Here is a 25,811-nt window from a genome sequence, read left to right on the forward strand (position 1 = left end):
GAAACGGGCCTGCGTTGGGCCGAGAAGGGGCCGCAGGCTAGGCGCGGGCGCGGGTCAAGGCTCGACGCCTTGACCCGTGACCGTAACGACGCCTGCGGCCCCTTATCGGCCCAACCCGAAGGGCAGGTGCCTGCAAGCCCGCGATGCGTCGTTGCGACCGCCTTGTGTACGGCAAGTACACGGCGTCGGCCGCGCCTAGCCTCGCGGGCTTGCAGGCACCTGCGCAGGCCCGTTTCTCTGCCGCGCAGGCTCCTGTCCTACGCTCCCGCGGGGCGACCGCCCGAACCGCAGGGCTACACTCGCGGCGGTGAGCCTGTTCAAAGCCGCCTCCACCGTCTCCCTCCTCACCCTCGCGTCCCGCGTCACCGGCCTGGTCCGGGACGTCCTGTTCGCCTCCTTCTTCGGCGTCTCGGCGCTCACCGACGCCTTCTACGTCGCCTTCCGCATCCCCAACCTGTTCCGCCGCATCTTCGGCGAAGGGGCCTTCAGCCAGGCGTTCGTTCCGGTGCTGGCCAGCGTCCGCACGACCGAAGGGGACGCCGGCGCGAAGAACCTCGTGGACCACGTGTCCACCGTGCTGCTCTGGACGCTGGTGGTCCTGTGCATCCTGGGCGTGGTCGGCGCGCCGCTGATGGTGTGGGCGCTGGCGAGCGGCCTGCAGAAGGACCCGCACGCCTACGACGCCGCCGTGCTCATGACCCGCTGGATGTTCCCCTACATCGGCTTCATGTCGCTGGTGGCGCTGGCGGGCGGCATCCTCAACACCTGGAAGAAGTTCGCCGTGCCCGCGGCCTCGCCGGTGCTGCTGAACCTCTGCATGATCGCCTCCATCGCGCTCGCGGCGCCCTGGTTCCGCAGCATCGGCATCGAACCGATCTACTCGCAAGCCATCGGCGTGATGGCGGGCGGGGTGCTGCAGCTGGCGATCCAGGTGCCGGCGCTGCGCCGCATCGGCATGTGGCCGCGCATCGGCGTGGCGTTCTCCGGCCTGCGCGCGGCGTGGAACGACCCGTCGACGCGCAAGATCCTCGGCCTGATGCTGCCGGCGCTGCTCGGGGTCAGCGTCGCGCAGATTTCCTTGCTCATCAACACGCAGATCGCCTCCTGGCTGCCCGCGGGCAGCGTGAGCTGGCTGAACAATGCCGACCGCCTGATGGAATTCCCGACGGCGCTGCTCGGAGTCGCGCTCGGGGTCGTGCTCATGCCGCAGCTCGCGGCGGCGCGCGCCAGCCAGGACGAGGAGCGCTACTCCGGCATGCTGGACTGGGGCCTGCGCCTCGTGGTGCTGCTCGCGATCCCGAGCTCGGTGGCGCTGCTGGTCTTCGCCGCGCCGCTGGTGGCGACGCTGTTCCACTACGGCGCCTTCAAGGACAGCGACGTGGGCCAGGTCGCCTTCGCGCTCGCCGGCTACGGCACGGGGCTGCTGGGGCTGGTCGCGATCAAGGTGCTGGCGCCCGGCTACTACGCCAACCACGACATGAAGACGCCGATGAAGATCGCGATCGCGGCGCTCGTCGTCACGCAGCTGCTGAATGCGGTGCTGGTGCCTTTCCTCCAGCACGCGGGGCTCGCCCTGTCGATCGGCATCGGCGCGCTGGTCAACGCGGGCGCGCTGCTCGTGGGGCTGCTGCGCCGGGGCAGCTACAAGCCGCGGCCGGGATGGCTCGTCTTCGCGCTGCAGGTGCTCGCGGCCTCCGCGCTGCTCGCGGTGTTCCTCACCTGGGCCGCGCATGCCTTCCCCTGGACGGCATGGCGCGTGGAGCCGTGGAGGCGCGCCGGCATGATGGCCGCGATGCTCGCCGGCGCGATGGTCCTCTACTTCGGCGCATTGCTCGCGGCGGGCGTGAAGCTGCGCCAGTTTGTCACGCGCTGAGCCGCCTCGTTGCCCCTCACCCGCAGGGCGCTTGACGCTCGCTGGCCCGTCCATTACAAACATCGCATGTCGTCGCTCCAGTTCACTGCGCCCACGCCCCTGGAATATTTCCGGATGCTGGTGCAGAGCGACGAACAGTTCCCGCTGCTGGAGGCCGCCGCCAGCATCGCGCAGGACGAATACCCGGACCTCGACCTGCAGGTCGTGCTGGGCGACGTCGACCAGCTGCTCGCGCGGCTCAAGCGCCGCATCCCCGCGGATGCCGCGGCGCTGCAGCGCCTGCGCACGCTCAACCAGTTCTTCTTCCGCGACCTGAGCTTCGGCGGCAACGTCAACGACTACTGCGACCCGGACAACAGCTACCTCAACGTGGTGCTGCGCACGCGGCGCGGCATCCAGATCTCGCTGGCCGTGCTGTGGATCGAGCTCGCGCAGGGCATCGGCCTGCACGCGCGCGGCGTCTGCTTCCCCGGGCACTTCATGGTGAAGGTCAACCTGCCGAAAGGGCAGGTGGTGATCGACCCCTTCACCGGCCAGTCGCTGTCGCGCGAGGAACTCTCCGAACGCCTGGAGCCGTACAAGCGGCGCAGCGGACTGGTCGACGAGTTCGAGGTGCCGCTGGGCCTGTACCTGCAGGCCGCGCCGCCGCGCGACATCCTCGCGCGCATGCTGCGCAACCTGAAGGAGATCCACCGCGCGCAGGAGGACTGGCAGCGGCTCATCGCCGTGCAGAACCGCCTGCTCGTGCTGCTGCCCGACGCCTGGGCCGAGTACCGCGACCGCGGCCTCGCGCACGCGGAGCAGGGCCACACGGCGCTCGCGGTGGAGGACCTCGAGACCTACCTGGTCCACGCGCAGGACGCGCTGGACATCGACGCGATCGCCGATCGCGTCGCGGACCTTCGCCGTGCCATCCCGTAGGCTGGCTTGCGCGCCAGCGCGCTGCAGGCTGGGTTGCCGCGCCAGCGCACCGTAGGCTGGGTTGCGCGGCAGCGCACCCCAGCGTTCGCGCCTAGCGCTGCGTCCCGCCGACCACCGCGAGGCGCCCCGCCTCGTTGAGCGGCTTCCCCCCGAGGATCGTCGAGCGCGACTCCGTCAGCACCGAATTGCGGTGCGTCTCGTGCAGGGGCCGTGCGCCCAGCACCGAGGGCTTGCGCACCGGCAGGATGGGCTCGCGCTTCACCTCCGGTGCCGGCGCCGGATTCATCACCGGCTGCAGCCACTGCAGGATGGACTCCCACTGGCCCAGGTCGATGGTCGCCTTGTCCTTCGGCACGTCGAACAGGGTCAGCCCGCGTTCGAGGCAGCGCACGTAGTTCTGCGTCTCGCGCAGCACGCCGATCATCTCCACGTTCGCTTCCTTCGCCCAGGCGCGCAGCGTGTCGGCGCCGCTGGTGCGGTTGTCCACGCGCATGCCCACCGCGGCCACCTTGCACTGGCCCTTGGCCACGCGCGGCAGCGTGTGCAGTTCGGCGAGGCAGGCGGCGGCCGATTCGCGGTCGAAGACGGAGGGGCACACCGGCATGACGATCGCGTCGGCGAACATCACGATGCGCGAGAGCTCGAAGCCGTGCAGGCCGCCCGGCGTGTCCAGCACCACGTGGGTGATGCCCGTGGGCACGCGCAGCACGTTCTTCTGGTCGATCACCCAGGGGGCGATGGCGGGGAGGGATGCGTCGCGCCGTCGCAGCCAGCCGCGGCTTGATTGCTGGCGGTCGATGTCGCCCAGCATCACGGCGAGCCCCTGGTGCGCGCACCAGGAAGCCACGTGGGCGGCGAAGGTGCTCTTCCCGCTGCCCCCCTTCCGGTTGACGACTGCGATGACCGGCATGGTTCCTCTCCCGACGGTGAGGGGCCAGTGTCGGGGACGGTCCCGCGGCTGTCCAGCGCCCGCGGGCATTTTCCCGCTCCTCGTTTTGTAGCGGCGCAACGCGCCGCCGCCTGTCCGGCGCTAGCTGCCGTTCGCCGCCGCCGGGGCCTTCCAGGCCAGGACGGCGAGGGCCAGGGCGCTGGTCACGGCCCCCGCCACGAAGGTGCTCGCGCCTCCCAGCCTGTCCCACAGCAGGCCGGCGAGGGCGCTCGCGACCAGCATCGCGATGCCGCTCGCGAGGTTGAACATGCCGAAGGCGGTGCCGCGCAGCGGCGCGGGCGAGGTGTCCGCCACCATCGCGGCGAGCAGGCCCTGCGTGAGCGCCATGTGCAGTCCCCACAGCACGATGCCGGCCCACAGCAGCGGCCCGTGGTCGGCGAGCGCGAGGGCCACGTCGGCGGCGATCAGCACCGCCAGGCCGGCGGCGAGCAGCTTGCGGTGCGACATGGTGTCGGCGAGGCGCCCGAAGGGATACGCGCCCAGGGCATACACGACGTTCATCGCGATCAGCACCAGCGGCGCCCACGCGATCGGCAACCCGCCCTGCTGCGCCCGCAGCACGAGGAAGGCCTCGCTGAAGCGCGCCAGCGTGAACAGCGCGCCTATGCCCACGACCCACCAGTAGGGCGCTGCGAGCCGCCGGAGGTTCTCGCGGCGGATCGGGTTGACGCGCTTCGCTCCCGGCGGCGCATCGGGCTCCTGCACGCCGAAGGCGAGCAGCGCCACCGAGAGCGCCGCAGGGATCACGGCCACCCAGAAGATCGCGTGGAAGTCGTTCGCCCACAGCAGCATGAGGCCGATGGCGAGCAGGGGGCCGGTGAACGCCCCCACCGTGTCGAGCGACTGCCGCAGCCCGTACGCGGCGCCGCGTTGCTCGGGCAGCACGAGGTCGGCGACCAGCGCATCGCGCGGCGCGCCGCGCAGTCCCTTGCCGACGCGGTCGATGAGCCGCGCGCCGAGCACCATGCCGGACGTGGTCGCCAGCGCGAACAGCGGCTTGGCGACGGCGCCGAGCCCGTAGCCGAGCACCGCGAGCGGCTTGCGGCGGCCCAGCCAGTCGCTCCATGCGCCGGAGAAGACCTTGACGATCAGGGCGGTGGCTTCGGCAGCCCCCTCGATCAGCCCGATGGCCAGCATGCTGGCGCCCAGGCCGGTGGCGAGGAAGACGGGCAGCAGGCTGTGGATCATCTCCGAGGAGACGTCCATCAGCAGGCTGACGAAGCCCAGCGCCCAGATGCTCGCGGGCAAGCGCGAGCGCGCGGCGGACGCGCCGCCTTCAGGCGACGGTGACGCTGGCACCGTCCCCGCGCGGCGCGATGCGGCCGATCTCGTGCACGGCCTCGCCCTGCTGGCGCAGCGTGGCGGCGACGGCCGCGGCTTCGGCGGCAGCCACCACGACGACCATGCCGATGCCGTTGTTGAACGTGCGGTTCATCTCGTGGTCGTCGATCGCCGCCGTGGCCTGCAGCCACTGGAACAGCTCCGAGCGCGGCCAGCTGCCCTTGCGCAGGTGCGCGGCCAGGCCGTCCGGCAGCACGCGCGGGATGTTCTCCAGCAGGCCGCCGCCCGTGATGTGCGCCAGCGCCTTGATGCCCGCGTGCTGCTGCAGGGCCGCGAGCACCGGCTTCACGTAGAGCCGCGTCGGCTCCATCACCGCGTTGCGGAACGGCTTGCCGTCCAGGGTGGCGGGCAGCTGGCCACCGGCGCGCTCGAGGCACTTGCGCACCAGCGAGAAGCCGTTGGAATGCACGCCGCTGGAGGACAGGCCCAGCACCACGTCGCCGGCCTGCACGTTGCGGCCGGTGAGGATCTTCGATTTCTCCACGGCGCCGACCGCGAAGCCCGCCAGGTCGTATTCGCCGGCGGGATACATGCCGGGCATTTCCGCGGTCTCGCCGCCGATCAGGGCGCAGCCGGAGAGCTCGCAGCCGCGGGCGATGCCGCCCACGACGGCCGCCGCCGTGTCCACGTCCAGCTTGCCGCAGGCGAAGTAGTCGAGGAAGAACAGGGGCTCGGCACCTTGCACCAGCACGTCGTTGACGCTCATCGCCACCAGGTCGATGCCCACCGTGTCGTGCATGTTCCACTCGAACGCCAGCTTGAGCTTGGTGCCCACGCCGTCGGTGCCGCTCACGAGCACCGGCTCCTGGTAGCGCTTGGGCACCTCGAACAGCGCGCCGAAGCCGCCGATGCCCGCCAGCACGCCTTCGCGCATCGTCTTCTTCGCGAGCGGCTTGATGCGCTCGACCAGCGCGTCGCCGGCGTCGATGTCGACGCCGGCATCCTTGTACGAGAGGGGGGAAGCGTTCATGCAGGTGCTGGCCGGGCCCCTGGAGCGCCGGCCGATAGAATTTGCGCCTGATTTTAGTGTCTCCGGGCCCATCGCCCGGTTCCATCCACCCGTGCAACCCCTCCCCACCGCGAAGCGGGCATGAAGCAGCTGCCCCTGGACATCGGCCTGGCGCGCGCCCCCACGCTGGCGACTTTCCTGGCCGGGCCCAACGAGGCCGCCTGGAAGCACCTGCAGCTGTGGGTGGGCAGCCCCACGCGCTCGCCGGTGCCTACCTACCTCTGGGGCGCGGCGGGCAGCGGCAAGACCCACCTGCTGAAGGCCGTGCAGGAGAGCCTGCGCGAGCAGGGCGCCACCGTCGGCTGGCTCGACCCCTCCATGGTGGAACCGCCTGCCTACGACGAGCGCTGGGCGGCGGTGCTGATGGACGACGTGCAGGCGTACAGCGCCGTGCAGCAGCACGCTGCCTTCAGCTGGTTCGTGCAGGCGCAGGCGCTGCAGCGCGGCGTGCTGGCCGCCGGCCTGGCCGCTCCCGCGCACCTGGAGCTGCGCGAGGACCTGCGCACGCGGCTCGGCTGGGGCCACATCTTCGAGCTGCACGTCCTGTCGGAGCCGGAGCGCCGCGCGGTGCTGCGCCAGGCGGCCGACGCCCGCGGCGTCTTCCTCGGCGACGACGTGATGGACTTCATCCTGCACCGCTTCTCGCGCGACCTCGGCAGCCTCATGCAGCTGCTCGACCACCTCGACGCCTACGCCCTGCAGACGCAGCGCGCCATCACCATCCCGCTCATCAAGTCCATGCTGGAGAACGCGTGAGCAAACCCAAGGTCGCGCTGTTCGACCTCGACCACACCCTGCTGCCCATCGACTCGGATTATTCCTGGGGCAAGTTCACCCAGCAGATCGGCTGGACGGACCCGGTCGACTTCAAGCGCCGCAACGACGAGTTCTACGCCCATTACGTGGCCGGGACGCTGGACGTGCACGACTACGTGCGCTTCGCCGTCGAGGCCTTGCGCCTGCGCGGCGCCGGCGCGTACGAGGAGGCGCACGCGCGCTTCATGCGCGAGTGGATCACGCCCGTGCTGATGCCGCAGGCCATCGACCTCGTGCGCTCGCACCAGCAGCAGGGCGACCAGGTGGCCATCGTGACCGCCACGAACGAGCTCGTCACCCGCCCCATCGCGGCCGCGCTCGGCGTGCCCGATCTGATCGCGGTCGAGCTGGAGCGCGACGCCTCCGGCTGGATCACCGGCGAGATCGCCGGCGTGCCGTCCATGCGCGAAGGCAAGGTCGTGCGCGTCACGGACTGGCTGGCCGCCCGCGGGCTGGACTGGCTGGACGTGGAGACCACCTTCTACTCGGACTCGATGAACGACCTGCCGCTGCTGGAGCGGGTGGAGCATCCGGTCGCCACCAATCCGGATCCCCGCCTGCGCACCCTCGCCCTCGAGCGCGGCTGGCGTATCCTCGACCTCTTCCCAAGACAATGATCAAGAAGTTCATCGACAACCTCATCGCGGGCGCCACCGGCCGCAAGCCCCGGTTCGGCAAGCGCAAGGAGGTCGGCCCGCAGGAGCACGCGATCGACCCCACGCTGGTCGACGAGCGGGCCCTGTCCGTGGTGCACACGCTCAAGGAAGCGGGGCACGAGGCCTACATCGTCGGCGGTGCCGTGCGCGACCTGCTGCTGGGCCTGCGCCCCAAGGACTTCGACGTGGCGACCAACGCGACGCCGGAGCAGGTGAAGTCGCTGTTCCGGCGCGCCTTCATCATCGGCCGGCGCTTCCGCATCGTGCACGTCGTGTTCGGCCGCGGCCGCGAGCACGAGGTCATCGAGGTGTCCACCTTCCGCGCCTACCTCGACGCCGCCAGCGCGGAAGCCGTGAGCGGCAACGAGCGCACGAGCAAGAGCGAACTCGCGGGCATGCACCACGCGGTGGACGCGTCCGGCCGCGTGCTGCGCGACAACGTGTGGGGCCCGCAGGAGGAAGACGCGGCCCGGCGCGACTTCACGATCAACGCCATGTACTACGACCCGGAGACGCGGATCGTGGTGGACTACCACGGCGGCATCACCGACGCCAAGAAGCGCCTGCTGCGCATGATCGGCGACCCGGCGACCCGCTATCGCGAGGACCCGGTGCGCGTGATCCGCGCCGTGCGCTTCGCCGCCAAGCTCGCGGGGCTCGGCTTCAAGTTCGATCCCAAGACCAAGTCGCCGCTGCTGCACGCGCTGCCGCTGCTGCAGGAAGTGCCGCAGAGCCGCCTGTTCGACGAGATGCTCAAGCTGCTGCAGACGGGCCATTCGCTGGCGACCATCGAGCAGCTCAAGGCGCTGGGCATGGCGCGCGGCATCTACCCGCTGCTGGACCTGGTCGTCGAGCGCGCCGAGCAGCCCTTCGTGCGTGCGGCGCTGCAGGACACGGACCGGCGCGTCAACGAAGGCAAGCCGGTGGCGCCCAGCTTCCTGCTCGCGTGCGTGCTGTGGTCGGACGTGCGCGAAGGCTGGCAGGACCGCACGGCGCGCCGCCTGCATCCTTTCCCCGCGCTGCAGGAATCGATCGACGAGGTGTTCGATGCGCGCATCGGCGACATCTCCGGCCGCGGCAAGCTCGGCGCCGACATGCGCGAGATCTGGATGATGCAGCCGCGCTTCGAGAAGCGCAGCGGGCAGACGCCGTTCACGCTGGTGGAGCAGCCGCGCTTCCGCGCCGCCTTCGACTTCATGCGCCTGCGCGCCGACATCGGCGAGGTGGACGTGATGCTGGCCGACTGGTGGCAGGAGTTCAGCCAGGCGAGCGACCTGGTGCGCGAGGACCTGGTCGCCGCCCTGCGCGACGAGCAGCGCAAGCAGCAGCAGCCGCGCGTGCGCCGCGTGAAGCCGCAGGCGAGCGCCGAGGGTGAAGCGCCGGCACCCGAGCGCCGCGCGGCGGAAGGCGAAGCGGCCGAGGGCGAAGGCGCCACCGGCGACGCCCCGCGCAAGCGCCGCCGCCGTCGGCGCAAGCCGGCGGGCCAGGGCGGCGGCGAGCACGCGCCGCATGCGCCGTCCGCGGGCGAATCGGCCGAATAGGAAGCCGCCGTGCGCGAGCCGGTGACCGCCTTCGTCGGCCTCGGCGCGAACCTCGGGGACGCGCAGGGCACGGTGCGGCAGGCGATCCTGGACCTGGGGCACTTGCCGGCGACGCAACTCGTGCAGTCCTCGCGTCTCTACCGCAGCGCGCCGGTGGATGCGGGCGGGCCCGATTTCATCAATGCCGTCGCCGAGGTGCGGACCGGGCTCACGGCGCCCGCGCTGCTGGCCGCCTTGCAGCAGCTGGAACAGGGCGCCGGCCGCGAGCGTCCGTACCGCCATGCGCCGCGCACGCTCGACCTGGACCTGCTGCTCTATGGCGACGCGCGCATCGCCAGCCCGTCGCTCACCGTGCCGCATCCGCGCCTGCGTGAACGGGCGTTCGTCCTTCTCCCCCTGCACGAACTCGCTTCCGAACGCGTGTCCGCGGACGAACTGGCGGCCGTCGTGGACCAGCGCATCGCTCCATTACCTCCCACGTCATCGCCGGCATGACGGCGGACCGGCACCATGCGTGCAGGTTCAACGAAGGAGAGAAGACATGAGCGACACGGGTCTCATCGCCGTTGCATGCGGCTTGATCATCGGCCTCGGCGCCATCGGCGCCTGCCTCGGCATCGGCACCATGGGCGGCCGCTTCATCGACGGCGCGGTCCGCCAGCCCGAGATGATGGAACCGCTGCAGACCAAGATGTTCCTGCTGGCCGGCCTGATCGACGCGAACTTCCTGATCGGCGTGGGCGTCGCGATGATGTTCGTGTTCGCGAATCCGTTCGCGAAGTAGAAGGCGGACAGCCGAACGCAGAGGTCGCAGAGGAACTTCCGAGGATTTTCTCTGCGATCTCTGCGTTCGGCTGCCCGTTTCCGGAGCCTCAGGGCACGTAGGCTGGGTTGCCCGAAGGGCACCCCAGCTTTTCGCACCGGCGCGGGTTGCTGGGGTGCGCTCCGCGCAACCCAGCCTACCGGTGCTGATCGGGGTGGGTGGCCATGATGTTCGTCTTCGCGAATCCGTTCGCGAAGGAGAAGGCGGACATCCGAACGCAGAGGTCGCAGAGGTTGCGCAGAGGTCGCAGAGGAACTTCCGAGGATTTTCTTTGCGGGTCCTCTGCGATCTCTGCGTTCGGCTGCCCGTTTCCGGAGCCTCAGGGTACGTAGGCTGGGTTGCCCGAAGGGCACCCCAGCTTTTCGCAATGGCGCTGGTTGCTGGGGTGCGCTCCGCGCAACCCAGCCTACCGGTGCTGATCGGGGTGGGGGTGGCCCATGATGTTCGTCGTCGCGAATCCGTTCGCGAAGGAGAAGGCGGACATCCGAACGCAGAGGTCGCAGAGGAAATCCTCAAGAATTCCTCTGCGACCTCTGTGCAATCTCTGCGACCTCTGCGATCTCTGCGTTCGGCTGCCCGTTTCCGGAGCCTCAGAACCAGTGCACCAGCCCCGACTGCTCCGCATTCTGCGGATTCGACCCCGCGTCGCGCACGCGCTGCAACGCGTCCTCCGCCGGCAGGCCGAGGGCCTTCAGCAGGCACGCGGCTGCGGTGCCCGTGCGGCCCAGGCCAGCGGCGCAGTGCAGCAGCACGATGTCGCCGCCGCGCAGGTCGTGGGACAGCGTCGCGATGTCGCGGCGGAAGCCGGCGGGGTCTTCGGGGAGGCCGAAGTTGCGCATGGGGACGTGCAGCCAGCGGAACGGCAGGCCGCCGCGCGCGAGGGCCGCGTGGTAGTCCGGGGCGAGCTCCGCGACCTCGCTGCGCGGCGCGAGGCAGACCACCGTGCGCAAGGACGTGCGCCGGGCTTCCTCCCGGAAACTGTTCCAGGAATCGAAGCGGCCCGGCATCGGCCCCAGCCACACCTGGCCGGGGACCTCGGGCGGCAGATGCAGTCGTCGCAGCGCCATGCAGCGATTGTGACCGCTACTCGCGCGTGCTGCTGCGCTGCTGGCTGACGGACAGTTCGCTGACCGGCGCCGCGCGGTTGTTCCAGGAAGAGCGGACGTACGTGATGACGGCCGCCACGTCCGCATCCGACATCACGGTCGCGAAGGGCGGCATGCCGAAGGGCCTCGGCTGTCCGCGCGTGGCGGGCGGGAAGCCGCCATGCAGGATCACCTGCACGAGGTTCGAGGTGTTCGCGAGCATCACGGCGCGGTTGCCGGCGAGCGGGGGATACGCGCCGGGCACGCCCTGGCCCTGGTCGCCGTGGCAGGCGGCGCAGTGCCGCTCGTACAGCTTGCCGCCGCGCTCCAGCACGGACGCTGCAGCCCGCGGAACCTCGCGCGGGTCGGTGTCGGTGGGCGTCTGCGGCAGCCCCTTGAGGAACACCGCCATCGCGCGCAGGTCGGCGGGCTCGAGGTACTGCGTGCTGTGCAGCACCACTTCGGCCATGGGGCCGAGCACCGTGCCGCGCGGGGACGCGCCCGTCGCCAGCAGCTGCACGATCGCGTCGATCGACCAGTCGGCGACGCCCGCCTCGGTGGGCGATGCAAGCGATGGCGCGTACCAGTTCTGCATCGGGATCAGGCCGCCCGAGAGGTCCATGCTGTCCCGCTGGCCGCCGAAGGCGTCGCGCGCCGCATGGCAGGCGCCGCAGTGGCCCAGTCCCTGCACGAGGTAGGCGCCGCGGTTCCACTCCGCCGGGCGCGAGGGGTTCTCCTCCTGCTGCTCGGGGCGGAAGTAGAGCGTGCGCCACACCGCAAGCGCCGCCTGCGTCGAGTAGGGCCAGCGCAGGCGGTGCTGCCGGTTCGGGCGCGACACGGCGGGCAGGCTGCGCAGGTAGTCGAACAGCGCGTCGGCGTCGGGCTCCGTCACGCGCGTCATGTGCGTGTACGGGAACACCGGGTACAGCAGGCGCCCGTCGCGCGAGCGGCCCTCGTGCAGCGCACGGCGGAAGTGCGCGGCCGACCAGGTGCCGATGCCCGTTTCCGCGTCGGGCGTGATGTTGCTCGCGTACACGGTGCCGAACGGCGTTTCCAGCGGGCGTCCGCCTGCATACGCTGCGCCGCCGCGCTCCGTGTGGCACAGCATGCAGTTGCCCGCGCGCGCGAGGTAGGCGCCGCGCGCGACCTGTTCGCGCGCGGGCGGCGTGCGCGGCGCGCCGTCGCGGATGCGTTCGCCGCCGAAGTTCATCGACCAGACGAGGGCGCCGAGGGCCGCGGCGGCGAGGAGGACGAGGACGCCCACGACGAGGAGCAGGCGTTTCATCGCGTGCTCCCCGCCACCGGGGGCAGTGCCGCGCCGCACCGCATCGGCGGCGGTTCGGGCGCGGGGGCCGGCGCCGCGGCCTTGCGCCCCTTGCGGCGCGCGGGCGCGGGCGCTTCGAGCGACACCGGGTGCGCGTTGGCGGGCACCGCTTCGGACGACAGCCAGGCCGTCACCGCGGACAGGTCTTCCGGCGAGAGCCGGCGCGCGATCTCCGCCATGCAGTCCGGCGCCACCGCGCGGCGCTGGCCGGTACGCCAGGCACCGAGCTGCGCGTTCAGGTAATCGCGCGGGAGGCCCAGGAGGCCGGGCGTGTTGGGCAGCACGCCGGCCAGCGCCTTGCCGTGGCAGCTCGCGCAGGCGGGCAGCCGCCGCTCGGCGTCGCCCTGCGTCGCCAGGCGTTCGCCGCGCGCCAGCACCTCGGGCGGCACGTTCGCGCGCTGCGGCGGGGGGTAGGGCACGTCGAGGCTCGCGAAGTGCAGCGCGATGTCGTAGAGGTACGCGTCGGAGAGCGGTGCCAGCAGCCCGGCCATCAGCCCGTAGTGGCGCCGTCCGTCGCGGAAGTTCAGCAGCTGGTTGTACAGGTAGCCCGCGGGCTTGCCCGCGAGGCGCGGGTAGTAGCCGTCCGGGCCGGCGCGGCCTTCGCGGCCGTGGCAGGAGGTGCAGGCGAGCGTGCGCTGGCCCATCGTGTCCTGGAATGCGATCGGTGCTGCGGGCGCGGCGGCGGCACCGCACAGCAGGGAGAGGAGAAGGAGAAGCTTGCCGCGCATGGCACGCGACTATGCCACTCCTCGCGATCCGCGTTTCGCAACGTCGGTTCGCAGCGGACATGTGCATGGCCCGCGTCCTACAACGCGCGGAGGCGGCGAAACCTAACGTGGCCGCCATGAACCTGTACCGACGTTCGAGCAGGCCCAAGCCGCAGGCGGAGACGCCGCGAGGCCGCCGTCGCCAGCCGCCGGGCGGCGATGGCAGCAACGCGGTCCAGCACCGCCCGGACCCGAAGGCGGAGCCCATCCCCGACGGCGAGCACAAGTACGTGCCTCGCAGCCCGTACCGCACGGGCAACTACTGACCTGCGCGTGCCGCGCAGGCGCCTAGTCACCCATCACGACGTCCGATTCCGGGTAGGCCACGCAGGGCAGGACCCAGCGGCCGTCCCTTTCCTCGGGCAGCAGCCCCGGCCAGGGGATGCGGTACGCGACGCGTCCCGCATGCAGCGGACGCAGGCACGCGCGGCAGGTGCCGTTGCGGCAGGAGCTCGCTAGCACGATCCTGGCCTCCTGCGCCGCCAGCAGCAGCGGCCGGCCGGCCGGTGCCGTGAAGCGGCGGCCCGAGGGCTGCAGCGTCGCCTGGAACTGCGTTGTCGGCGCCCCCTCTTGCGTCATCCCTTGATGATAATGAGCAGAGAACAACGATCCTCCCCCGCATGGCCACCAGCCTCCTCGCGCTCCTCGACGACATCACCACCCTGCTCGACGACGTCTCGGTCCTGACCAAGGTCGCGGCGCGCAAGACCGCGGGCGTGCTCGGCGACGACCTCGCGCTGAACGCGCAGCAGGTCACCGGCGTGCGCACCGAGCGCGAGCTGCCCGTCGTGTGGGCGGTGGCCAAGGGCTCGCTGGTGAACAAGGCGATCCTCGTGCCGGCCGCGCTCGCGATCAGCGCGATCGTGCCGTGGGCGGTCACGCCGCTGCTCATGCTGGGCGGCGCCTTCCTCTGCTTCGAAGGCGCGGAGAAGGTCCTGCACCGCCTGCTGCACAGCCGCGACGAGGACGCGGCGCACGAGAAGGAACTGAAGGAAGCCTTCCTGGACGACCAGGTCGACATGCGCGCCTTCGAGAAGGACAAGATCAAGGGCGCCATCCGCACCGACTTCATCCTGTCGGCGGAGATCATCGTGATCTCGCTCGGCACCGTGAGCGGCGAGGATTTCCTCACCCGCGTGACCGTGATGGTGGCCATCGCGCTCGCCATGACCGTGGGCGTGTACGGCCTCGTCGCCGGCATCGTGAAGCTGGACGACCTCGGCATCTACCTGCACCAGCGCACCTCCGCTGCCGCCCGGGCGATCGGCCGCGGCATCCTGCGGGCGGCGCCCTGGCTGATGAAGGCGCTTTCCATCGGCGGCACGATCGCCATGTTCCTCGTGGGCGGCAGCATCCTCGAGCACGGCGTGCCGCAGCTCCACCACGCCTTCGAGGAGGCGACCGCCGATGCCGGCGCATGGCACGTTCCCCTCGGCATGCTGTTCAACATGGCGGTGGGGGCGATCGCCGGCAGCATCCTGGTCGGCATCTACGCCGCCGTGCGCCGCGCTCGGGGGAAACCCGCACTTCCGGCCTGACGAACAGGCCACCCAAGCTCATGCGTAGGCGGGCTCCTACGCTGCCTTGGGTGCGCGGCGGATAAACCTTTTCCGACGCGGGCCGAACAATGGCCCTTCCAATCGAGAGGGAGTCCGACATGCCCGAGATGCAGCCGTCCATGCAGCCCGCCAACCCGATGCCCTTGTCCGTCGACGCGATGCCGGTCGACGACGATTTCGGCTACGCCCTCGGCTGCGAATGCGCCGACCCCTCGCTGCAGATCGAGCGCTGGCAGGAAGTGCGCGCCGGCGGCGAGGCGAACTGAGGCAGGCGCCGTCGCGCTCCTACAAGCGCAACGGCACTCGCCCCACGCGGGTCTCCCGGTCGGCTGCCTAAGCTGCGGTTTCCCCAGCGAGACCGTCCATGCAAGAACACCGCAACGACAAGAAGACGAAGCCCGCTGAGCGCCCGGTGCGGCGCTCGGAATTCGTCTCCTCCGCGCGCCTCGGCGCGCTCATCGCCGCCGGCGTGATGCTGGTCGCGATCCCTCCCCTGAAGATGCTGAAGTCGCGCGACGCGCAGCAGGAGCCGCCGGTCGCGATGGCGCCGGACGCGAGCGCGCCGGCTCCCTCCGCCCCTTCGATCGCGCACCCCCCGGCGCCCGTGGCTCCCTCCACCGGCGTGCGGCTCGCGGACTTCCGCGGCGAGGACCCCTCCGCGGATGCGCGGCTGGTGGCGAACTGGGTCGTCGCCACCGGCGACGCGAAGAAGCATGCGTTCGTGGTGGTGGACAAGAAGGATGCACGCGTCTACGTCTTCGGGCGTGACGGCCGCCTGCGCGACAGCGCGCCCGCGCTGCTCGGTTCCGCGCACGGCGACGACTCCTTCCCCGGCATCGGCGACAAGCCGCTGGAGCTGGTGCGCCCCGAGGAGAAGACCACGCCCGCCGGCCGTTTCGTCGCCGAACCGGGCCTCAACGCCAGCCACGAGGACGTGGTCTGGGTCGACTACGACGCCGCCGTCTCCATGCACCGCATCCGCCCGACGGTGGCCAGCGAACGCCGCCTGGAACGCCTCGCATCCCTCACCGTCGACGACAACCGCATCTCCTTCGGCTGCATCAACCTGCCGGTGCGCTTCTACGAGGACGTCGTGAGCCCCACGGTGCGCAAGGAAGGCGCCGTGATCTACGTGCTGCCGGACACGAAGACGGTGCAGCAGGTGTTCGGTGCCTTCGACGTGACCGACCCCGCGCAGGCCGCCGCGATCCAGGCGCGCACGCAACAGCCCGCTTCCCGCGCCGGCGTGCAGAAGGTCGCGCTGAAGCCCTGAGACCCCGGCGCGCGCCCGGCGTTTACAACTCCCCTGTTGCGCGGCCACGGCCGCGCTTGCTAGCATCCGCCCCTGCTGAGCCATCGTGGCTCGGCAAAGAGGGGACGCGAGGATGTCAGCTTGGCGCCGGTGGCTGCGGAATGCAGCCGGCAGTACGGCATGGACGGTGGTGGCGTGGGTACAGCCCGCGCAGGCGGCACCGCAGGAATTCATGGCCACCCGGCCGACGCCCGAGGCGGCGCGGCTCGTCGACTGGGTGACGCAGACCAGCGATGCGCGCGGCAAGCCCTTCGCCATCGTCGACAAGCGGGCCGCGCGCCTGTACGTCTTCCACGCCGACGGCCGCCTGGCCGGGCACACGCCGGCGCTGCTGGGGAGCGCCCCCGGCGACCACACGCTCCCCGGCACCGGCGAACGCACGCAGAACGGCACGCTCCGACCCGAAGACCGCACCACGCCCGCAGGCCGCTTCGACTCGGAGGCCGGCGTGAACGCCACGGGCGAGCACGTGGTGTGGGTGGATTACGCGAGCGCCTTCGCGATCCACCGGCTGCGGCCCGGCTTCGCGTACCAGGCGCGTGCTTCGCGCCTCGCCAGCACGCAGTCCGCCGGCAGGCGCGTGTCCTGGGGGTGCGTGGTGGTGCCCGTGCCGTTCTACACGCAGGTGGTCCAGCGCGTGCTGGGCCAGGGGCGCAGCGTCGTGTACGTCATGCCCGAGAACATGCCGGTGCAGCAGGTGTTCAACGCGCTCTAGCGCGGTTCCTAGGAACTTTCCGACAACGTCGTGCGCGCGGCACTGACGTTGCCTCATCGGGGTCTCCTTATCTTGGTCAGGCCGGCGTGACGCCGGACACACGAAAGTCCAACCAAGGAGATCCCTGAAATGTCCTCGCTCAAGATCCTTGCTGCCGCGGTTGCCGCGGCTACCGTCAGCTTCGCCATGGCCCAGGGCACGCCGCCGCGTCCCGCCGCCGACCCCGCCACGGGCGCCGGCCAGCGCAGCACGCAGAACACCCCGATGGGCACCACCGGCACGCCGGGCGGCGCGGGCGCAGGCGCGGCAGCGCAGGGCTCCACCGCGGGCAGCGCCGCGGCCAGCACGGCGGGCAGCACCGGTGCGTCCGGCTCCATGAACTCCGGCGCGTCCATGAACAACTCCGGCTCGACCGGCAGCGGCGCCATGGCCGCCGACACGGGCACCCACAAGAAGGCCAAGAAGTCGCACAAGGCCGCCAAGGCCGACCGCAACTGAAACGGGCTCTCGCAAGGACGAAGGCCGCCCCCGGGCGGCCTTTTTCCTGGCGCGCCGATGCGATCAGGTGAGGATCTGCCGGCCCTCGGGCGTCACCACGCAGCCGCTGATGCGCCACTGCCGGCCGCCTTCGCGATTGAGCAGGTAGGTCAGCGTCCACGACGAGCCTTCCTCGTCGGCAACGCGCACGCGCTGCAGCGCGATGCGGCCGTCGGTCTCCGGCTTCAGGAACAGCACGCTGGTGGGATGCATCAGCATCGGGTACTGCTCGCGCACGGTCGCCAGGAAGGCCTCGGCCGTGCCGAATTGCGTGCGCAGGTCGGTGTCGGCCAGCGCGAAGGCCTGCAGCGCGTCCTCGTTGGCGAAGGCAGCCAGCTGCTGCTGCACCACCGTGCGGACGACCTGCACGTTGTCCGCTTCGCCGGGCACGCGCAGGTGCGCCGGGTCGGACGCGAACACCGCGCCGCCCAGGACGGCGGAGAACAGGAGCGACCAGGCGAGCGCGACGCCGGCACGGGGGCGGCGATGGCGCGGCCGCAAGGCGAAATCGGAGGGGGAGGGCGTGTGCAAGGGGAACCTCAGGGGCGTGCGGCCGGGACCACGATGGCGGAGAGGGGCTGGAAGCCAGGCTCCGGCGCGCCATCCGCCCGCGCCTTCAGCTGCATGCTGGTGGCGGCCAGCGCGATGCCGACCAGGGTGAAGATGCGCATCATCAGCGGGCTCATTGGTGGTCTCCCGGAACAACGTGTTGTGCTTGGACGAGAGCGTACGGCCGGCCCCTGCTGCGCCGCTGTAGGTGGAGTGCGCTGGCCCGCGTGGGAGCCGCAAGGGCGCCGGTGCCGGTGCGTGCGTGGCCGCGCCACAAATGGAAACAGCGCCCGGAGGCGCTGTCCCGATCCGCGGGGGAAGCCACCGGACCACTGGACAATGTTCTCGCTCATCGCCTGCGGCGGCGGAAGAGTCCGATCCCTGTCGTCGTAGCGCGGAATCCGGTGGGCTTTGATGGATTGGAGTGCGGCGGCCGCGCGGCGATCGCAGGCGCCGGGCCCTTGCCGCTGTAGGCGTGCCCCCCCGCGGCCCGTGCGTCAATCGCCGAGGAGGATGTCCAGCCCCGCGTCGGGTTCGAACCGCTTGTTGCGCCACGACAGGCGCGTCGGCCCCGGCAGCAGCTGCTCGCGCTCGCTGTGCCACGGGTCGCCCGGATAGCACAGCACGCGCGTGCCGTCCACGTCGCGCGGCTCCGGCCGGATGCAGGGCGGCCTCCGCGCGCCCGCCGCGGCCCGCACGCTCGCGACGCTGCGGTGCCGCGCCAGGTGCGTGAGGCTCATGATCTGCGGCGGCGCCATCTCGATCTGCCGGTCCCAGTACTGGCGCAGCGCCGCGCGCGGCGAGAGCCACAGGCTTTCGGTCGCCTCGTGCGTGTCGTGGCGCGGCTCCTGGCCGGGCGGCACCGTGGCGACGAAGAAGCGCGTGTCGAAGCGCTTGCGGCCCACGCTGCTCAGGGCGGGCGTGATCCAGCGGGACCAGGGGAGCAGGGCGCCGGCGTGCAGCCGCAGGCCGGTGTTTTCGAAGAGCTCGTCGAAGCGCGGCCCCTGGCGCAGCGCGGCCCACGCCTCTGCGGCCTGTCCGGGCGTGATGTCGGCGAAGAGGACGCCGGTCTCCTCGAACACTTCGCGGATGGCTGTGACGAACAGCGCCGCCGCCTGTCCTTCCGAGAGTTCCGGTTCGCCGAGCGCGGCATGCAGCGCCGCCGGTGGGCGGTCGAGGCGCTGCACCCAGCCGAGGTCCTCGGGATCCGCCTTGCCGCCGGGAAAGACGTAGGCGCCGCCGAGCACGTCGGACTGCGCGTGCCGCCGCAGCAGGAACACCTCCAGGTCCTCGTGCGCGTCGCGCAGCAGCACCACCGTGGCGGAAGGCGCGGCGGGCCCCTCGATGCGCGTCGTGTTCAACTCCATGGCTGTGAGGCTAACAGAGCCCGCCACCCCTTATGCTTGGGTGATGCCCGACTTCAGCGAAGCCATTGCCCACGCACAGGCGCACGAAGTGCCCTGGCCCCGCGACCCCGCCGCCGACCCCGACCGCTGGGGCGTGCACCAGGCCGACCCGCCGCCGTGGAACCGGCTGCGCGGCCCCGTGCATCCGCGCGGGCCCGTGTCCGGCGTGATCCGCATCGGCGGGCGCGAGGTGGCGGCCTGGGGCGAGCCGGACCGGGCCGACCTGACCTACAGCGTGGCGAAGACCTATCTCGCGCTGCTCGCCGGCCTGGCGCACGCGCGCGGCCTGCTGCCCGATCCGCAGCAGCCCATCGCGCAGTTGCTCCCGGGCATCGGCTTCGACGACGCGCACAACCGCACCATCACGTGGGCGCACATGCTGGAGCAGACCAGCGAGTGGCAAGGCACCTGCCTCGGCATGCCGGACACCGTGGAACACAACCGCCGCGTGTCGCACGATCCCAAGCCGCCGCAAGGCGCCAAGGGCGAGCCGCGCCGGCTGCAGGCGCCCGGCAGCTACTGGGAATACAACGACGTGCGCATCAACCAGCTCTCGCTGGCGCTGCTGCACCTGTACCGCCGGCCGCTGCCGGAGGTCTTCGAGGAGGCGGTGCTGCGGCCGCTGGGCGGCGGCGAGGGCTTCCGCTGGGAAGGCTACGACGATGCGTGGGTCGAAGTCGGCGGCCTGCGCGTGCAGTCCGTGCCGGGTGGCTCGCACTGGGGCGGCGGCGTCTCGATCAGTGCACGCGACCAGGCGCGCATCGGGCAGTTGCTGCTCGATGGCGGCATGCATGCGGGGCAGCGCCTGCTGCCGGCGGAATGGATCGCGCGCATGCAGCAGCCTTGCGCGATCGCGCCCTTCTACGGCTGGCTCGCCTGGCTGAACCGCGACGGCGCGATGTTCGCGGACGCGTCGCGCGAGAGCTGGTTCCTGGTCGGCGCGGGTGGCCACTACACCTGGATAGACCCCGCGCACCAGGCGGTGGTCGTCGTGCGCTGGCTCGATCCGGCGCACAGCCCCGGCTTCGTGAGCCGCGTCGCGCGCGCGCTGCGCTAGGAACCTGCGGCCCGCAGGCGCTCCTCGATCAGCTCGCGCGTCGCGCGCACCTCGCTGCCGAAGGGGCTCTGCGCCGCATCGGCGCGGTGGATCAGGGCCAGCGCTTCGCCATTGCGGCCCTGGTCGGACAGCGTCTGGGCCAGGTTGTTCATCAGGATCACGGAATCGGGATGGCGCTGCAGCGCCATGCGCAGCACGGCCGCTGCCTCGTCGAGGGCGTTCTGCGCATGCAGGTGGTTCGCGAGCCCCACGGCCGCCGGCAGGCTGTCGGGCCAGCGCGCCAGCGCCGCGCGGTAGCCACGCACGCTGGCATCCGCGTCGCGCCCGCGGGCGAGTCCGAGCAGGGCGTCCAGCCAGCGCTCCTCGGTCGCGGTGGCGGCGATGCGCCCGGGCGGCAGCACCACCATCGCCCAGTAGCGGCCGGCGAGCCACGTGCGCTCGAAATACGAGAACGGCATCGCCTGCCGCATCTGCAGGCCCGAGCGCAGGTACACGGTGCCGGTGGCGTAGTCGTAGCCGTTCACGACGGCGTAGTGCCACTCGGGCAGGAACATGCCCACGTCCTGCAGCACGATGACGGGGTTGCCGGCGGCGACTTCGCGCAGCAGGTCGGCATAGTGCGGCGCGAGCCTGTAGCTCACGAGGCCGTGGCGGCGCGGCGCCGCGAGCATCTCGACCTGCAGGCTGCCGTGGCGCGACGGCACCCAGACTTCCTCCACCAGCGTCTCCGGCCGCACCGGCGCGCCGGCGTGCACCATCGCCATTGCCAGCGCGGCGGGGCCGCACTGGTAGTCGTCCTGGGGGAAGAAGGGCACGCGCGCCAGCTCCGCCTGGCGCGGCACGCTCTCGGGCCAGGCGGTGCGCAGGTCCACCGTCTGCGGGATCAGCATGCCGCAGCCGGCGAGCAGCAGCGCGGCGGCGCAGGCCGCGAGCCACTGCGCGCAGCGCAAGGAAGAGCGAAGCGATGCCTGCATGCTTCCTTACTTGCGGATCGCGTAGTACCAGATCAGCGCCGCGATCAGGACGACGGCGACCCAGCCCCAGTCGCTCATGCCGCCGGCGGGAGCGGCCTGGATGTCCCGTGCCAGCGCCTGCACTTCCTGGTCGCTCATGGTCTGCACGCGTTCGCGCGCCGCGCGCGGGTCGATGCCCGCCGCCTGCAGCTGCGCGGCGACTTCGGCGCGGTCCAGCGTCCCCAGCACCAGGGCACGCTCGGGGGAGGGCGCCGGGCCGGCGGCCTGGTCGGCGCCGATGAGGCCGGCGTTGGCGGTCTGGAAGGACAGGGCGAGCAGGGAGACCACGAGCACGCGGCACGTGGTCTTCTTCAGGGCGAGGTTCACGGAGGGCTCCTTGTTGTGCATCCCGCGGTCGGAAACGCGGCGCGACATTTACGCACGCCTGGCTCTGCAGGGGGTGCGCGCGCTTCCGTTCCGATACAGCTTGCTACGAAAATCCGCCCATGACCCTGCCCGACTATTCGCAAGGCGCCGCATGGCAGCGCGGCAGCTACGTGCCCATTGCGCAGGCGAGCGTGCCGCTCACCGACTGGGGCTTCCTGCGATCGGATGCCGCGTACGACGTGGTGACGGTCTGGGACGGCGCGTTCTTCCGCCTGGATGCGCACCTCGAGCGCTTCCTGCGCAGCTGCAGCCGCTTCCGGCTCGACCCCGGCCGCTCACCGGAGGAGATCGTCGCGATCCTGGAGCAATGCGTGCGGCTCGCGGGCCTGCGCAGCGCGTACGTGGAGATGCTGTGCACCCGCGGCCAGCCGCCCTGGGGCTCGCGCGACCCGCGCCAGGCGGCCAACCAGTTCTACGCGTTCGCGGTGCCCTACGTGTGGATCGCCAACGAGGAACAGCGGCGCCGCGGGCTCGACGTGCGCATCAGCGGCGTGCAGCGCATCCCGCCCGCGAGCGTGGATCCCACGGCGAAGAACTACCACTGGAACGACATGACCATGGGGCTGCTGGAAGCGCTCGATGCCGGTGCCGACACGGTGCTGCTCACCGATGCGCAGGGCAACGTGGTGGAAGGACCGGGCTTCAACGTGTTCGCCGTCCGCGCAGGCCGGCTCGTGACGCCGCGCGAAGGCGTGCTGGAAGGCATCACGCGGCGCACGGTGATGGAGATCGCGCAGTCGCAAGGCATCGCCGTGGAGGCGAGGGCCTTGCCTGCGGACGAATTGCGCGGCGCGGACGAGGCCTTCCTGAGCACGTCGGGCGGCGGGGTACTGCCCGTGACGCGCATCGACGGCGAGACCGTCGGTTCCGGCGAGGTGGGCGCGATGACGCAGCGGCTCGCCGAAACGTACTGGGCGTGGCACCGCGACCCGCGGTACGCCACGCCGGTCAGGTACTAGGAGCCTGCGCCTACGACTGGGGCGGCACCAGCTGCTCGATCACCTCCGGGTCGCGCCGGATGGTGTCGCGGACGCGGTGCTCGCGCCGGTCCAGCTTGCCGAAGGTGTGGTCCAGCGCGTGCATCAGCTTGTCGGTGGCCCCGCGGATCGCGAGGTCCTGGTTGGGTGCGTAATTGGTCACCGCGACCGGTGCGCGTCCGTTGACGCGTGCCTCCAGCGTGCAGCGCTTGTCGACGCCGCCGCCCTTGGCGGCATGGTTCTCGTCGCTCAGCTGCACTTCGATGCTCGTGAGGTCCTGGTCGAAGCGCGCGAGCTGCTCGTTCAGGTAGTCGCTGGCCCAGCGCTCCAGGGCGTCCTGGTTGTCGATGTCGTTGGAGGTGTTGACTTGCACTTTCATGCGGTTTCCTTTCGCGTCTGACACCATGCTGCGGACGGCCGGGCTGCAAGGCAAGTCGGACGGCTTGCTTTCGCCTGTCGGACGGAGCTTGCGAGCCGCTCGCTGCCCCATCCTGCGCGCGCGCGGCGCGCTTGGCAAACGTACGGGAAAGCGACGGGGCCGCGCAGCGCGGGATGAGGCGATGATGGCCGCATGAGGAAATGGACCACGGCCCCTGCCACGTCGGGAGCGCCCGGGCAGGCGCTGGCCCCCATGATCGACGCGCTGGGCCAGCCGGGCTTCCCCGGTGCCTTGCTGGCGCACGTGCATCCCCTGGTGCCGGCAGCCTCCTTCTCCGTCTACCAGATCGGCAGCACGCGCGCGCCGCGGCTGTTCATGTCGGCCACCCGCGGGGTGCCGGACCGCACCCGGGACTGCTGGCGTGCCTACATCTCGGGCCCGCATCGCGAGGACCGCAGCCTGGAGAGCACGGAGGGCACCCAGGCCATCGTGCTGTGCCACGTCGACGCAGGCGAAGTGCCGAGGGAACACCGCGTGCTGGTGTACGAGGCGCACGGCATGGCGGAGCGCATCTCCGCAGTGCAGCGGGAGCCCGACGGGGCGCTGTTCGCGCTGAACCTGTACCGGCACCTGCACCAGCAGGCCTTCACCGACGCGCAGGTCGCCGCGTTCGAACAAATGGCGCCCGCGCTCGTCGCGCTGGCCCGCAAGCACGTCGCGCTGATGCCGGCACCGCCCGACGAGCGCAAGGCCGCGGGCTGGCGCCGGCAGCTGCGCCTGCTCGCGCCGGACCTCACCGACCGCGAGCTGGACGTCTGCGAGCGCCTGCTGCGCGGCATGACGCACGAAGGCGTGGCGGCCGACCTGCGCCTGGGCCTCGCCACGGTGAAGACCTACCGCAACCGCGCCTTCGGCCGGCTGGGCATCCATTTCCGCAGCGAGCTGTTCGCGCTGCTCGCCGCGCGCGCGGAGCTGCATTGAGCCCGCGCGCCGGCGCGCGGTTTCACGAGTCCGAGCAGGTGAAGTTCCCGGCGTCCTCCACGCTGCCCGTGCCCTTGTACTTCGCGAACTGCGGGTAGGGGCACAGCGGCCGCGAGCGGTTGGGGAAGAAGGCGTTGGTGGGCAGCGCACGGGCGGCGATGCGGTCGGGCGCGCTGCCTTTCTCCACCCAGTCCACCATGGCCTGGATCGCGTCGAAGTTGTCGGTGGCGGGGCCGCCCGAGCAGTGGTTCATGCCGGGCACGTAGAACGCGCGCGCGAACTGCTTCGTGGCCGCCAGGCCGCCGTTGTTGACGACGAGCTGGTCGTAGTAGCGCTGCGACTCGGTGGCGGAGAAGATGGGGTCGGCCATGCCGTGCACGATCATCAGCTTGCCGCCGTGCGCCCGGTACGCGGCCAGCGTCGTGTCGCGGAAGGTGTCGTACACCTGCGAGAACGCTTCCATGCGCAGCGGGTCGCGGTCGAAGTCGAAGGCGAGCACGTTGAAGGCGGGGTCCGGCGGCGTGAAGAACTCGTTGCGCAGCGCGTCGGACATGAGGGTGTTGTACGCGGAGTTCGGCGTCGCGGTCGTGGAGCTGCCCAGGGTCCAGGCACGCCAGCCGGGCGCGCGGATGCCGGCGTCCCAGGGTTGGCCGAAGTACAGCGCGGTGCCGAAGGAGTTGCGCGGACCGGCGAACACTTCCTTCACCGCGTTCACCTGTTGCGCGCTCAGGCACGTGTCCGTCTTGGCGCCCGCGCACTGCAGCACGGCGGGGTCGAAAGTGCAGCTGTTGGTCCTGCTGACCATGCCGTCCGCTGCCCCGTCGGCGGCGTCGCACTTCTGCAGGATGGCGTCGGCGAGCAGGTCGAGGTCGGTGATCGACAGCGCCTGCGACAGGATGGGCGCGCCGGAGCCGTCCGTGGGCGCGGCCGCCGTGAACTTGACGTTGTTCCACATCGCGGCGATGGTCGCGCCGCTCGACACACGCATCGCCGGGGCGCCGGCGATGATGCCGTCGAAGTAGTCCGGGAAGCGCTGCGAGAACATCATGCCCTGGCGCCCGCCGCCGGAGCAGCCGGCGAAGTACGAATGCGCCGCGGGCTTGCCGTAGCGGCTGGCGATGAGGGACCTGGCGGCCTGCGCCGTCTTGTCGTGCGCGGCATAGGCGTGGTCGATGCGGGCCTGCGCCTCGGCGCCGAAGGAGGCGGCCGTCCCGCCCTGGTGGCCCGCGTCGGTGGAGACCACGGCGAAGCCCTGGCCCAGGGGCGAGGGCGTGCCGCCGGAGATGCTCGCCGTGCGCGAGGTGTCGGCCAGGGAGCCGTCGTTGCCGCCGCCGCCCAGGTAGAGGAAGCGGCCATTGAAGTTGTCCGGCAGGCTCAGCCGGAACCCCGTGTAGTAGTTCTTGCCGTCCGTGCCCACGCGCGGGTCGATCCTGCCCTCGACGACGCAGTGGCCCGGCAGGAAATCGCCCGTGGCCGCATTGCCCGGCCGGCGCGTTCCTTCGGCGTGGTAGACCGTGGTGACCGTCGTGTTCGCCAGGCCCGGTGCCGCCGGCAGCCCTTCGCACCAGGCGCGCGACTGCGCCGCGGTCAGCGGCGGCGCCTCGGGTGCGGCAGGGGGCGGCGCTTCGGGAGGGGCGGTGGCCACGCCACCGTCGCCATCGCCGCCGCAGGCGGTGAGCAGGGCGGCCAGGAGGACCGCGCCGGTCTGCGCGGTGAAGGGGAAGGGGCGCATGCGTTTTCCTGTCGTGGCATCGGGCAGCAGTCCACTGTAGTGCGCGCCGCGCGCGCCGCTGTCATCCCAGAGGAGGACAGCGGCTGCGGCATGCAGCGGGTC

General features: G+C 71.4%; 30 protein-coding genes. 16 read left to right on the forward strand and 14 right to left on the reverse strand.

Annotation, left to right across the window (positions count from 1 at the left end; genetic code table 11):
• The first annotated feature begins 307 nt into the window (after positions 1-307).
• Entirely contained in the window at positions 308-1,873 is a 1,566-nt protein-coding gene (gene murJ / locus H8N03_RS03835) for a murein biosynthesis integral membrane protein MurJ (RefSeq protein ID WP_187074780.1), read from the forward strand.
• 66 nt (positions 1,874-1,939) lie between these two features.
• Entirely contained in the window at positions 1,940-2,794 is an 855-nt protein-coding gene (locus H8N03_RS03840) for a SirB1 family protein (protein ID WP_187074781.1), read from the forward strand.
• Positions 2,795-2,885: 91 nt separating this feature from the next.
• Here the strand turns inward: H8N03_RS03840 and H8N03_RS03845 are convergent, their stop codons facing one another.
• From H8N03_RS03845 to purM, 3 genes are all read right to left on the reverse strand, one after another.
• On the reverse strand, positions 2,886-3,704 hold the full coding sequence (locus tag H8N03_RS03845) for a ParA family protein (protein WP_187074782.1): 819 nt from the start codon (positions 3,702-3,704) through the stop codon (positions 2,886-2,888).
• Between the two features lie 120 nt (positions 3,705-3,824).
• Positions 3,825-4,991 carry an MFS transporter gene (locus H8N03_RS03850; RefSeq protein ID WP_255428026.1) on the reverse strand — a complete coding sequence of 389 codons (1,167 nt, stop codon included), beginning with the start codon at positions 4,989-4,991 and terminating at the stop codon, positions 3,825-3,827.
• Between the two features lie 28 nt (positions 4,992-5,019).
• Positions 5,020-6,054, reverse strand: a complete 1,035-nt coding sequence (purM, locus tag H8N03_RS03855; RefSeq protein WP_187074783.1) for a phosphoribosylformylglycinamidine cyclo-ligase — start codon at positions 6,052-6,054, stop codon at positions 5,020-5,022.
• A gap of 120 nt (positions 6,055-6,174) precedes the next feature.
• On the opposite strand from purM, the gene hda reads away from it, so the two are divergent.
• The 5 genes from hda to atpE are packed head-to-tail and all read left to right on the forward strand — an operon-like array spanning position 6,175 to position 9,890.
• On the forward strand, positions 6,175-6,849 hold the full coding sequence (hda, locus tag H8N03_RS03860; RefSeq protein WP_187074784.1) for a DnaA regulatory inactivator Hda: 675 nt from the start codon (positions 6,175-6,177) through the stop codon (positions 6,847-6,849).
• Positions 6,846-7,526, forward strand: a complete 681-nt coding sequence (locus H8N03_RS03865; protein WP_354005072.1) for an HAD family hydrolase — start codon at positions 6,846-6,848, stop codon at positions 7,524-7,526. Before hda ends, H8N03_RS03865 begins: the two co-directional genes overlap by 4 nt.
• Positions 7,523-9,106, forward strand: coding sequence for a polynucleotide adenylyltransferase PcnB (gene pcnB / locus H8N03_RS03870; RefSeq protein ID WP_187074785.1), 1,584 nt, complete (start codon positions 7,523-7,525; stop codon positions 9,104-9,106). The genes H8N03_RS03865 and pcnB overlap by 4 nt, the downstream gene beginning before the upstream one ends.
• 9 nt (positions 9,107-9,115) lie before the next feature.
• Positions 9,116-9,601 (forward strand): 2-amino-4-hydroxy-6-hydroxymethyldihydropteridine diphosphokinase, encoded by a 486-nt coding sequence (folK, locus tag H8N03_RS03875; protein WP_187074786.1) that lies wholly within the window; start codon positions 9,116-9,118, stop codon positions 9,599-9,601.
• Between the two features lie 46 nt (positions 9,602-9,647).
• Entirely contained in the window at positions 9,648-9,890 is a 243-nt protein-coding gene (atpE, locus tag H8N03_RS03880; protein WP_187074787.1) for a F0F1 ATP synthase subunit C, read from the forward strand.
• Positions 9,891-10,519: 629 nt separating this feature from the next.
• Here the strand turns inward: atpE and H8N03_RS03885 are convergent.
• From H8N03_RS03885 to H8N03_RS03895, 3 genes are read right to left on the reverse strand one after another with little or no spacing between them, the layout of a single operon-like run.
• Positions 10,520-10,996: a protein-tyrosine phosphatase family protein gene (locus H8N03_RS03885; protein ID WP_187074788.1), complete on the reverse strand. Its 477-nt coding sequence runs from the start codon at positions 10,994-10,996 to the stop codon at positions 10,520-10,522.
• 16 nt (positions 10,997-11,012) lie between these two features.
• Positions 11,013-12,299: a c-type cytochrome gene (locus H8N03_RS03890; RefSeq protein WP_187074789.1), complete on the reverse strand. Its 1,287-nt coding sequence runs from the start codon at positions 12,297-12,299 to the stop codon at positions 11,013-11,015.
• Positions 12,296-13,066, reverse strand: a complete 771-nt coding sequence (locus H8N03_RS03895; RefSeq protein WP_187074790.1) for a c-type cytochrome — start codon at positions 13,064-13,066, stop codon at positions 12,296-12,298. Before H8N03_RS03895 ends, H8N03_RS03890 begins: the two co-directional genes overlap by 4 nt.
• Positions 13,067-13,182: 116 nt before the next feature.
• Here H8N03_RS03895 and H8N03_RS03900 point away from each other — a divergent pair, with 116 nt between their 5' ends.
• On the forward strand, positions 13,183-13,371 hold the full coding sequence (locus tag H8N03_RS03900; protein WP_187074791.1) for a hypothetical protein: 189 nt from the start codon (positions 13,183-13,185) through the stop codon (positions 13,369-13,371).
• 22 nt (positions 13,372-13,393) lie between these two features.
• Here H8N03_RS03900 and H8N03_RS03905 read toward each other — a convergent pair whose 3' ends face one another.
• The gene (locus H8N03_RS03905; RefSeq protein ID WP_187074792.1) at positions 13,394-13,684 is read right to left on the reverse strand and encodes a 2Fe-2S iron-sulfur cluster-binding protein; all 291 of its coding nucleotides are present in this window, start codon (positions 13,682-13,684) and stop codon (positions 13,394-13,396) included.
• 41 nt (positions 13,685-13,725) lie between these two features.
• On the opposite strand from H8N03_RS03905, the gene H8N03_RS03910 reads away from it, so the two are divergent.
• The 5 genes from H8N03_RS03910 (at position 13,726) to H8N03_RS03930 (ending at position 17,189) form a co-directional block, all read left to right on the forward strand.
• Positions 13,726-14,643, forward strand: coding sequence for a DUF808 domain-containing protein (locus H8N03_RS03910; protein WP_187074793.1), 918 nt, complete (start codon positions 13,726-13,728; stop codon positions 14,641-14,643).
• 119 nt (positions 14,644-14,762) lie between these two features.
• A complete protein-coding gene (locus tag H8N03_RS03915; RefSeq protein WP_187074794.1) occupies positions 14,763-14,930 on the forward strand; it encodes a hypothetical protein in 168 nt (55 codons plus the stop codon).
• 98 nt (positions 14,931-15,028) lie between these two features.
• A complete protein-coding gene (locus tag H8N03_RS03920) occupies positions 15,029-15,937 on the forward strand; it encodes a hypothetical protein (protein WP_187074795.1) in 909 nt (302 codons plus the stop codon).
• 211 nt (positions 15,938-16,148) lie between these two features.
• On the forward strand, positions 16,149-16,691 hold the full coding sequence (locus H8N03_RS03925) for a L,D-transpeptidase (RefSeq protein ID WP_222622797.1): 543 nt from the start codon (positions 16,149-16,151) through the stop codon (positions 16,689-16,691).
• A 129-nt stretch (positions 16,692-16,820) separates the two neighbouring features.
• The gene (locus tag H8N03_RS03930) at positions 16,821-17,189 is read left to right on the forward strand and encodes a hypothetical protein (protein ID WP_187074797.1); all 369 of its coding nucleotides are present in this window, start codon (positions 16,821-16,823) and stop codon (positions 17,187-17,189) included.
• A 63-nt stretch (positions 17,190-17,252) separates the two neighbouring features.
• Here the strand turns inward: H8N03_RS03930 and H8N03_RS03935 are convergent, their stop codons facing one another.
• The 3 genes from H8N03_RS03935 to H8N03_RS03945 form a co-directional block, all read right to left on the reverse strand.
• Positions 17,253-17,759, reverse strand: a complete 507-nt coding sequence (locus tag H8N03_RS03935; protein ID WP_187074798.1) for a DUF4864 domain-containing protein — start codon at positions 17,757-17,759, stop codon at positions 17,253-17,255.
• Between the two features lie 8 nt (positions 17,760-17,767).
• Entirely contained in the window at positions 17,768-17,914 is a 147-nt protein-coding gene (locus H8N03_RS03940) for a hypothetical protein (protein ID WP_187074799.1), read from the reverse strand.
• Between the two features lie 360 nt (positions 17,915-18,274).
• On the reverse strand, positions 18,275-19,144 hold the full coding sequence (locus H8N03_RS03945; protein WP_187074800.1) for an NUDIX hydrolase: 870 nt from the start codon (positions 19,142-19,144) through the stop codon (positions 18,275-18,277).
• Positions 19,145-19,187: 43 nt separating this feature from the next.
• Between H8N03_RS03945 and H8N03_RS03950 the strand changes: the two genes are divergently transcribed.
• Positions 19,188-20,240: a serine hydrolase domain-containing protein gene (locus H8N03_RS03950; RefSeq protein ID WP_187074801.1), complete on the forward strand. Its 1,053-nt coding sequence runs from the start codon at positions 19,188-19,190 to the stop codon at positions 20,238-20,240.
• Here the strand turns inward: H8N03_RS03950 and H8N03_RS03955 are convergent.
• Together H8N03_RS03955 and H8N03_RS03960 are read right to left on the reverse strand one after the other, a co-directional pair.
• Positions 20,237-21,214, reverse strand: coding sequence for a PA2778 family cysteine peptidase (locus tag H8N03_RS03955; protein ID WP_187074802.1), 978 nt, complete (start codon positions 21,212-21,214; stop codon positions 20,237-20,239). The genes H8N03_RS03950 and H8N03_RS03955 overlap by 4 nt on opposite strands.
• A gap of 6 nt (positions 21,215-21,220) precedes the next feature.
• A complete protein-coding gene (locus H8N03_RS03960; protein WP_187074803.1) occupies positions 21,221-21,580 on the reverse strand; it encodes a PA2779 family protein in 360 nt (119 codons plus the stop codon).
• A 119-nt stretch (positions 21,581-21,699) separates the two neighbouring features.
• Between H8N03_RS03960 and H8N03_RS03965 the strand changes: the two genes are divergently transcribed.
• Complete coding sequence (locus tag H8N03_RS03965; RefSeq protein WP_187074804.1) at positions 21,700-22,599, forward strand: aminotransferase class IV; 900 nt, start codon at positions 21,700-21,702, stop codon at positions 22,597-22,599.
• Positions 22,600-22,609: 10 nt separating this feature from the next.
• Here the strand turns inward: H8N03_RS03965 and H8N03_RS03970 are convergent, their stop codons facing one another.
• Positions 22,610-22,996, reverse strand: a complete 387-nt coding sequence (locus H8N03_RS03970) for an HPF/RaiA family ribosome-associated protein (protein ID WP_187074805.1) — start codon at positions 22,994-22,996, stop codon at positions 22,610-22,612.
• 192 nt (positions 22,997-23,188) lie between these two features.
• Between H8N03_RS03970 and H8N03_RS03975 the strand changes: the two genes are divergently transcribed.
• The gene (locus H8N03_RS03975; protein ID WP_187074806.1) at positions 23,189-23,977 is read left to right on the forward strand and encodes a helix-turn-helix transcriptional regulator; all 789 of its coding nucleotides are present in this window, start codon (positions 23,189-23,191) and stop codon (positions 23,975-23,977) included.
• A 22-nt stretch (positions 23,978-23,999) separates the two neighbouring features.
• Here H8N03_RS03975 and H8N03_RS03980 read toward each other — a convergent pair whose 3' ends face one another.
• Positions 24,000-25,709 carry a tannase/feruloyl esterase family alpha/beta hydrolase gene (locus H8N03_RS03980; RefSeq protein ID WP_187074807.1) on the reverse strand — a complete coding sequence of 570 codons (1,710 nt, stop codon included), beginning with the start codon at positions 25,707-25,709 and terminating at the stop codon, positions 24,000-24,002.
• Positions 25,710-25,811 lie beyond the last annotated feature (102 nt).

Origin of the sequence: Ramlibacter cellulosilyticus (assembly GCF_014297465.1) — a bacterium.
GTDB lineage: Bacteria > Pseudomonadota > Gammaproteobacteria > Burkholderiales > Burkholderiaceae_C > Ramlibacter > Ramlibacter cellulosilyticus.

Bases quoted from the DNA above. Each gene is read 5' to 3' on its own strand.
- H8N03_RS03840 (WP_187074781.1), top strand. From the start codon at position 1,940: ATGTCGTCGCTCCAGTTCACTGCGCCCACGCCCCTGGAATATTTCCGG.
- H8N03_RS03915 (WP_187074794.1), top strand. From the start codon at position 14,763: ATGCCCGAGATGCAGCCGTCCATGCAGCCCGCCAACCCGATGCCCTTG.
- H8N03_RS03845 (WP_187074782.1), bottom strand. From the start codon at position 3,704: ATGCCGGTCATCGCAGTCGTCAACCGGAAGGGGGGCAGCGGGAAGAGC.
- H8N03_RS03980 (WP_187074807.1), bottom strand. From the start codon at position 25,709: ATGCGCCCCTTCCCCTTCACCGCGCAGACCGGCGCGGTCCTCCTGGCC.
- H8N03_RS03940 (WP_187074799.1), bottom strand. From the start codon at position 17,914: ATGAGCCCGCTGATGATGCGCATCTTCACCCTGGTCGGCATCGCGCTG.
- H8N03_RS03955 (WP_187074802.1), bottom strand. From the start codon at position 21,214: ATGCAGGCATCGCTTCGCTCTTCCTTGCGCTGCGCGCAGTGGCTCGCG.
- pcnB (WP_187074785.1), top strand. From the start codon at position 7,523: ATGATCAAGAAGTTCATCGACAACCTCATCGCGGGCGCCACCGGCCGC.
- H8N03_RS03895 (WP_187074790.1), bottom strand. From the start codon at position 13,066: ATGCGCGGCAAGCTTCTCCTTCTCCTCTCCCTGCTGTGCGGTGCCGCC.
- H8N03_RS03890 (WP_187074789.1), bottom strand. From the start codon at position 12,299: ATGAAACGCCTGCTCCTCGTCGTGGGCGTCCTCGTCCTCCTCGCCGCC.
- hda (WP_187074784.1), top strand. From the start codon at position 6,175: ATGAAGCAGCTGCCCCTGGACATCGGCCTGGCGCGCGCCCCCACGCTG.
- H8N03_RS03885 (WP_187074788.1), bottom strand. From the start codon at position 10,996: ATGGCGCTGCGACGACTGCATCTGCCGCCCGAGGTCCCCGGCCAGGTG.
- H8N03_RS03910 (WP_187074793.1), top strand. From the start codon at position 13,726: ATGGCCACCAGCCTCCTCGCGCTCCTCGACGACATCACCACCCTGCTC.
- atpE (WP_187074787.1), top strand. From the start codon at position 9,648: ATGAGCGACACGGGTCTCATCGCCGTTGCATGCGGCTTGATCATCGGC.
- H8N03_RS03945 (WP_187074800.1), bottom strand. From the start codon at position 19,144: ATGGAGTTGAACACGACGCGCATCGAGGGGCCCGCCGCGCCTTCCGCC.
- H8N03_RS03900 (WP_187074791.1), top strand. From the start codon at position 13,183: ATGAACCTGTACCGACGTTCGAGCAGGCCCAAGCCGCAGGCGGAGACG.
- H8N03_RS03925 (WP_222622797.1), top strand. From the start codon at position 16,149: ATGGCCACCCGGCCGACGCCCGAGGCGGCGCGGCTCGTCGACTGGGTG.
- H8N03_RS03930 (WP_187074797.1), top strand. From the start codon at position 16,821: ATGTCCTCGCTCAAGATCCTTGCTGCCGCGGTTGCCGCGGCTACCGTC.
- H8N03_RS03950 (WP_187074801.1), top strand. From the start codon at position 19,188: ATGCCCGACTTCAGCGAAGCCATTGCCCACGCACAGGCGCACGAAGTG.
- purM (WP_187074783.1), bottom strand. From the start codon at position 6,054: ATGAACGCTTCCCCCCTCTCGTACAAGGATGCCGGCGTCGACATCGAC.
- H8N03_RS03965 (WP_187074804.1), top strand. From the start codon at position 21,700: ATGACCCTGCCCGACTATTCGCAAGGCGCCGCATGGCAGCGCGGCAGC.
- H8N03_RS03970 (WP_187074805.1), bottom strand. From the start codon at position 22,996: ATGAAAGTGCAAGTCAACACCTCCAACGACATCGACAACCAGGACGCC.
- H8N03_RS03920 (WP_187074795.1), top strand. From the start codon at position 15,029: ATGCAAGAACACCGCAACGACAAGAAGACGAAGCCCGCTGAGCGCCCG.
- H8N03_RS03905 (WP_187074792.1), bottom strand. From the start codon at position 13,684: ATGACGCAAGAGGGGGCGCCGACAACGCAGTTCCAGGCGACGCTGCAG.
- H8N03_RS03975 (WP_187074806.1), top strand. From the start codon at position 23,189: ATGAGGAAATGGACCACGGCCCCTGCCACGTCGGGAGCGCCCGGGCAG.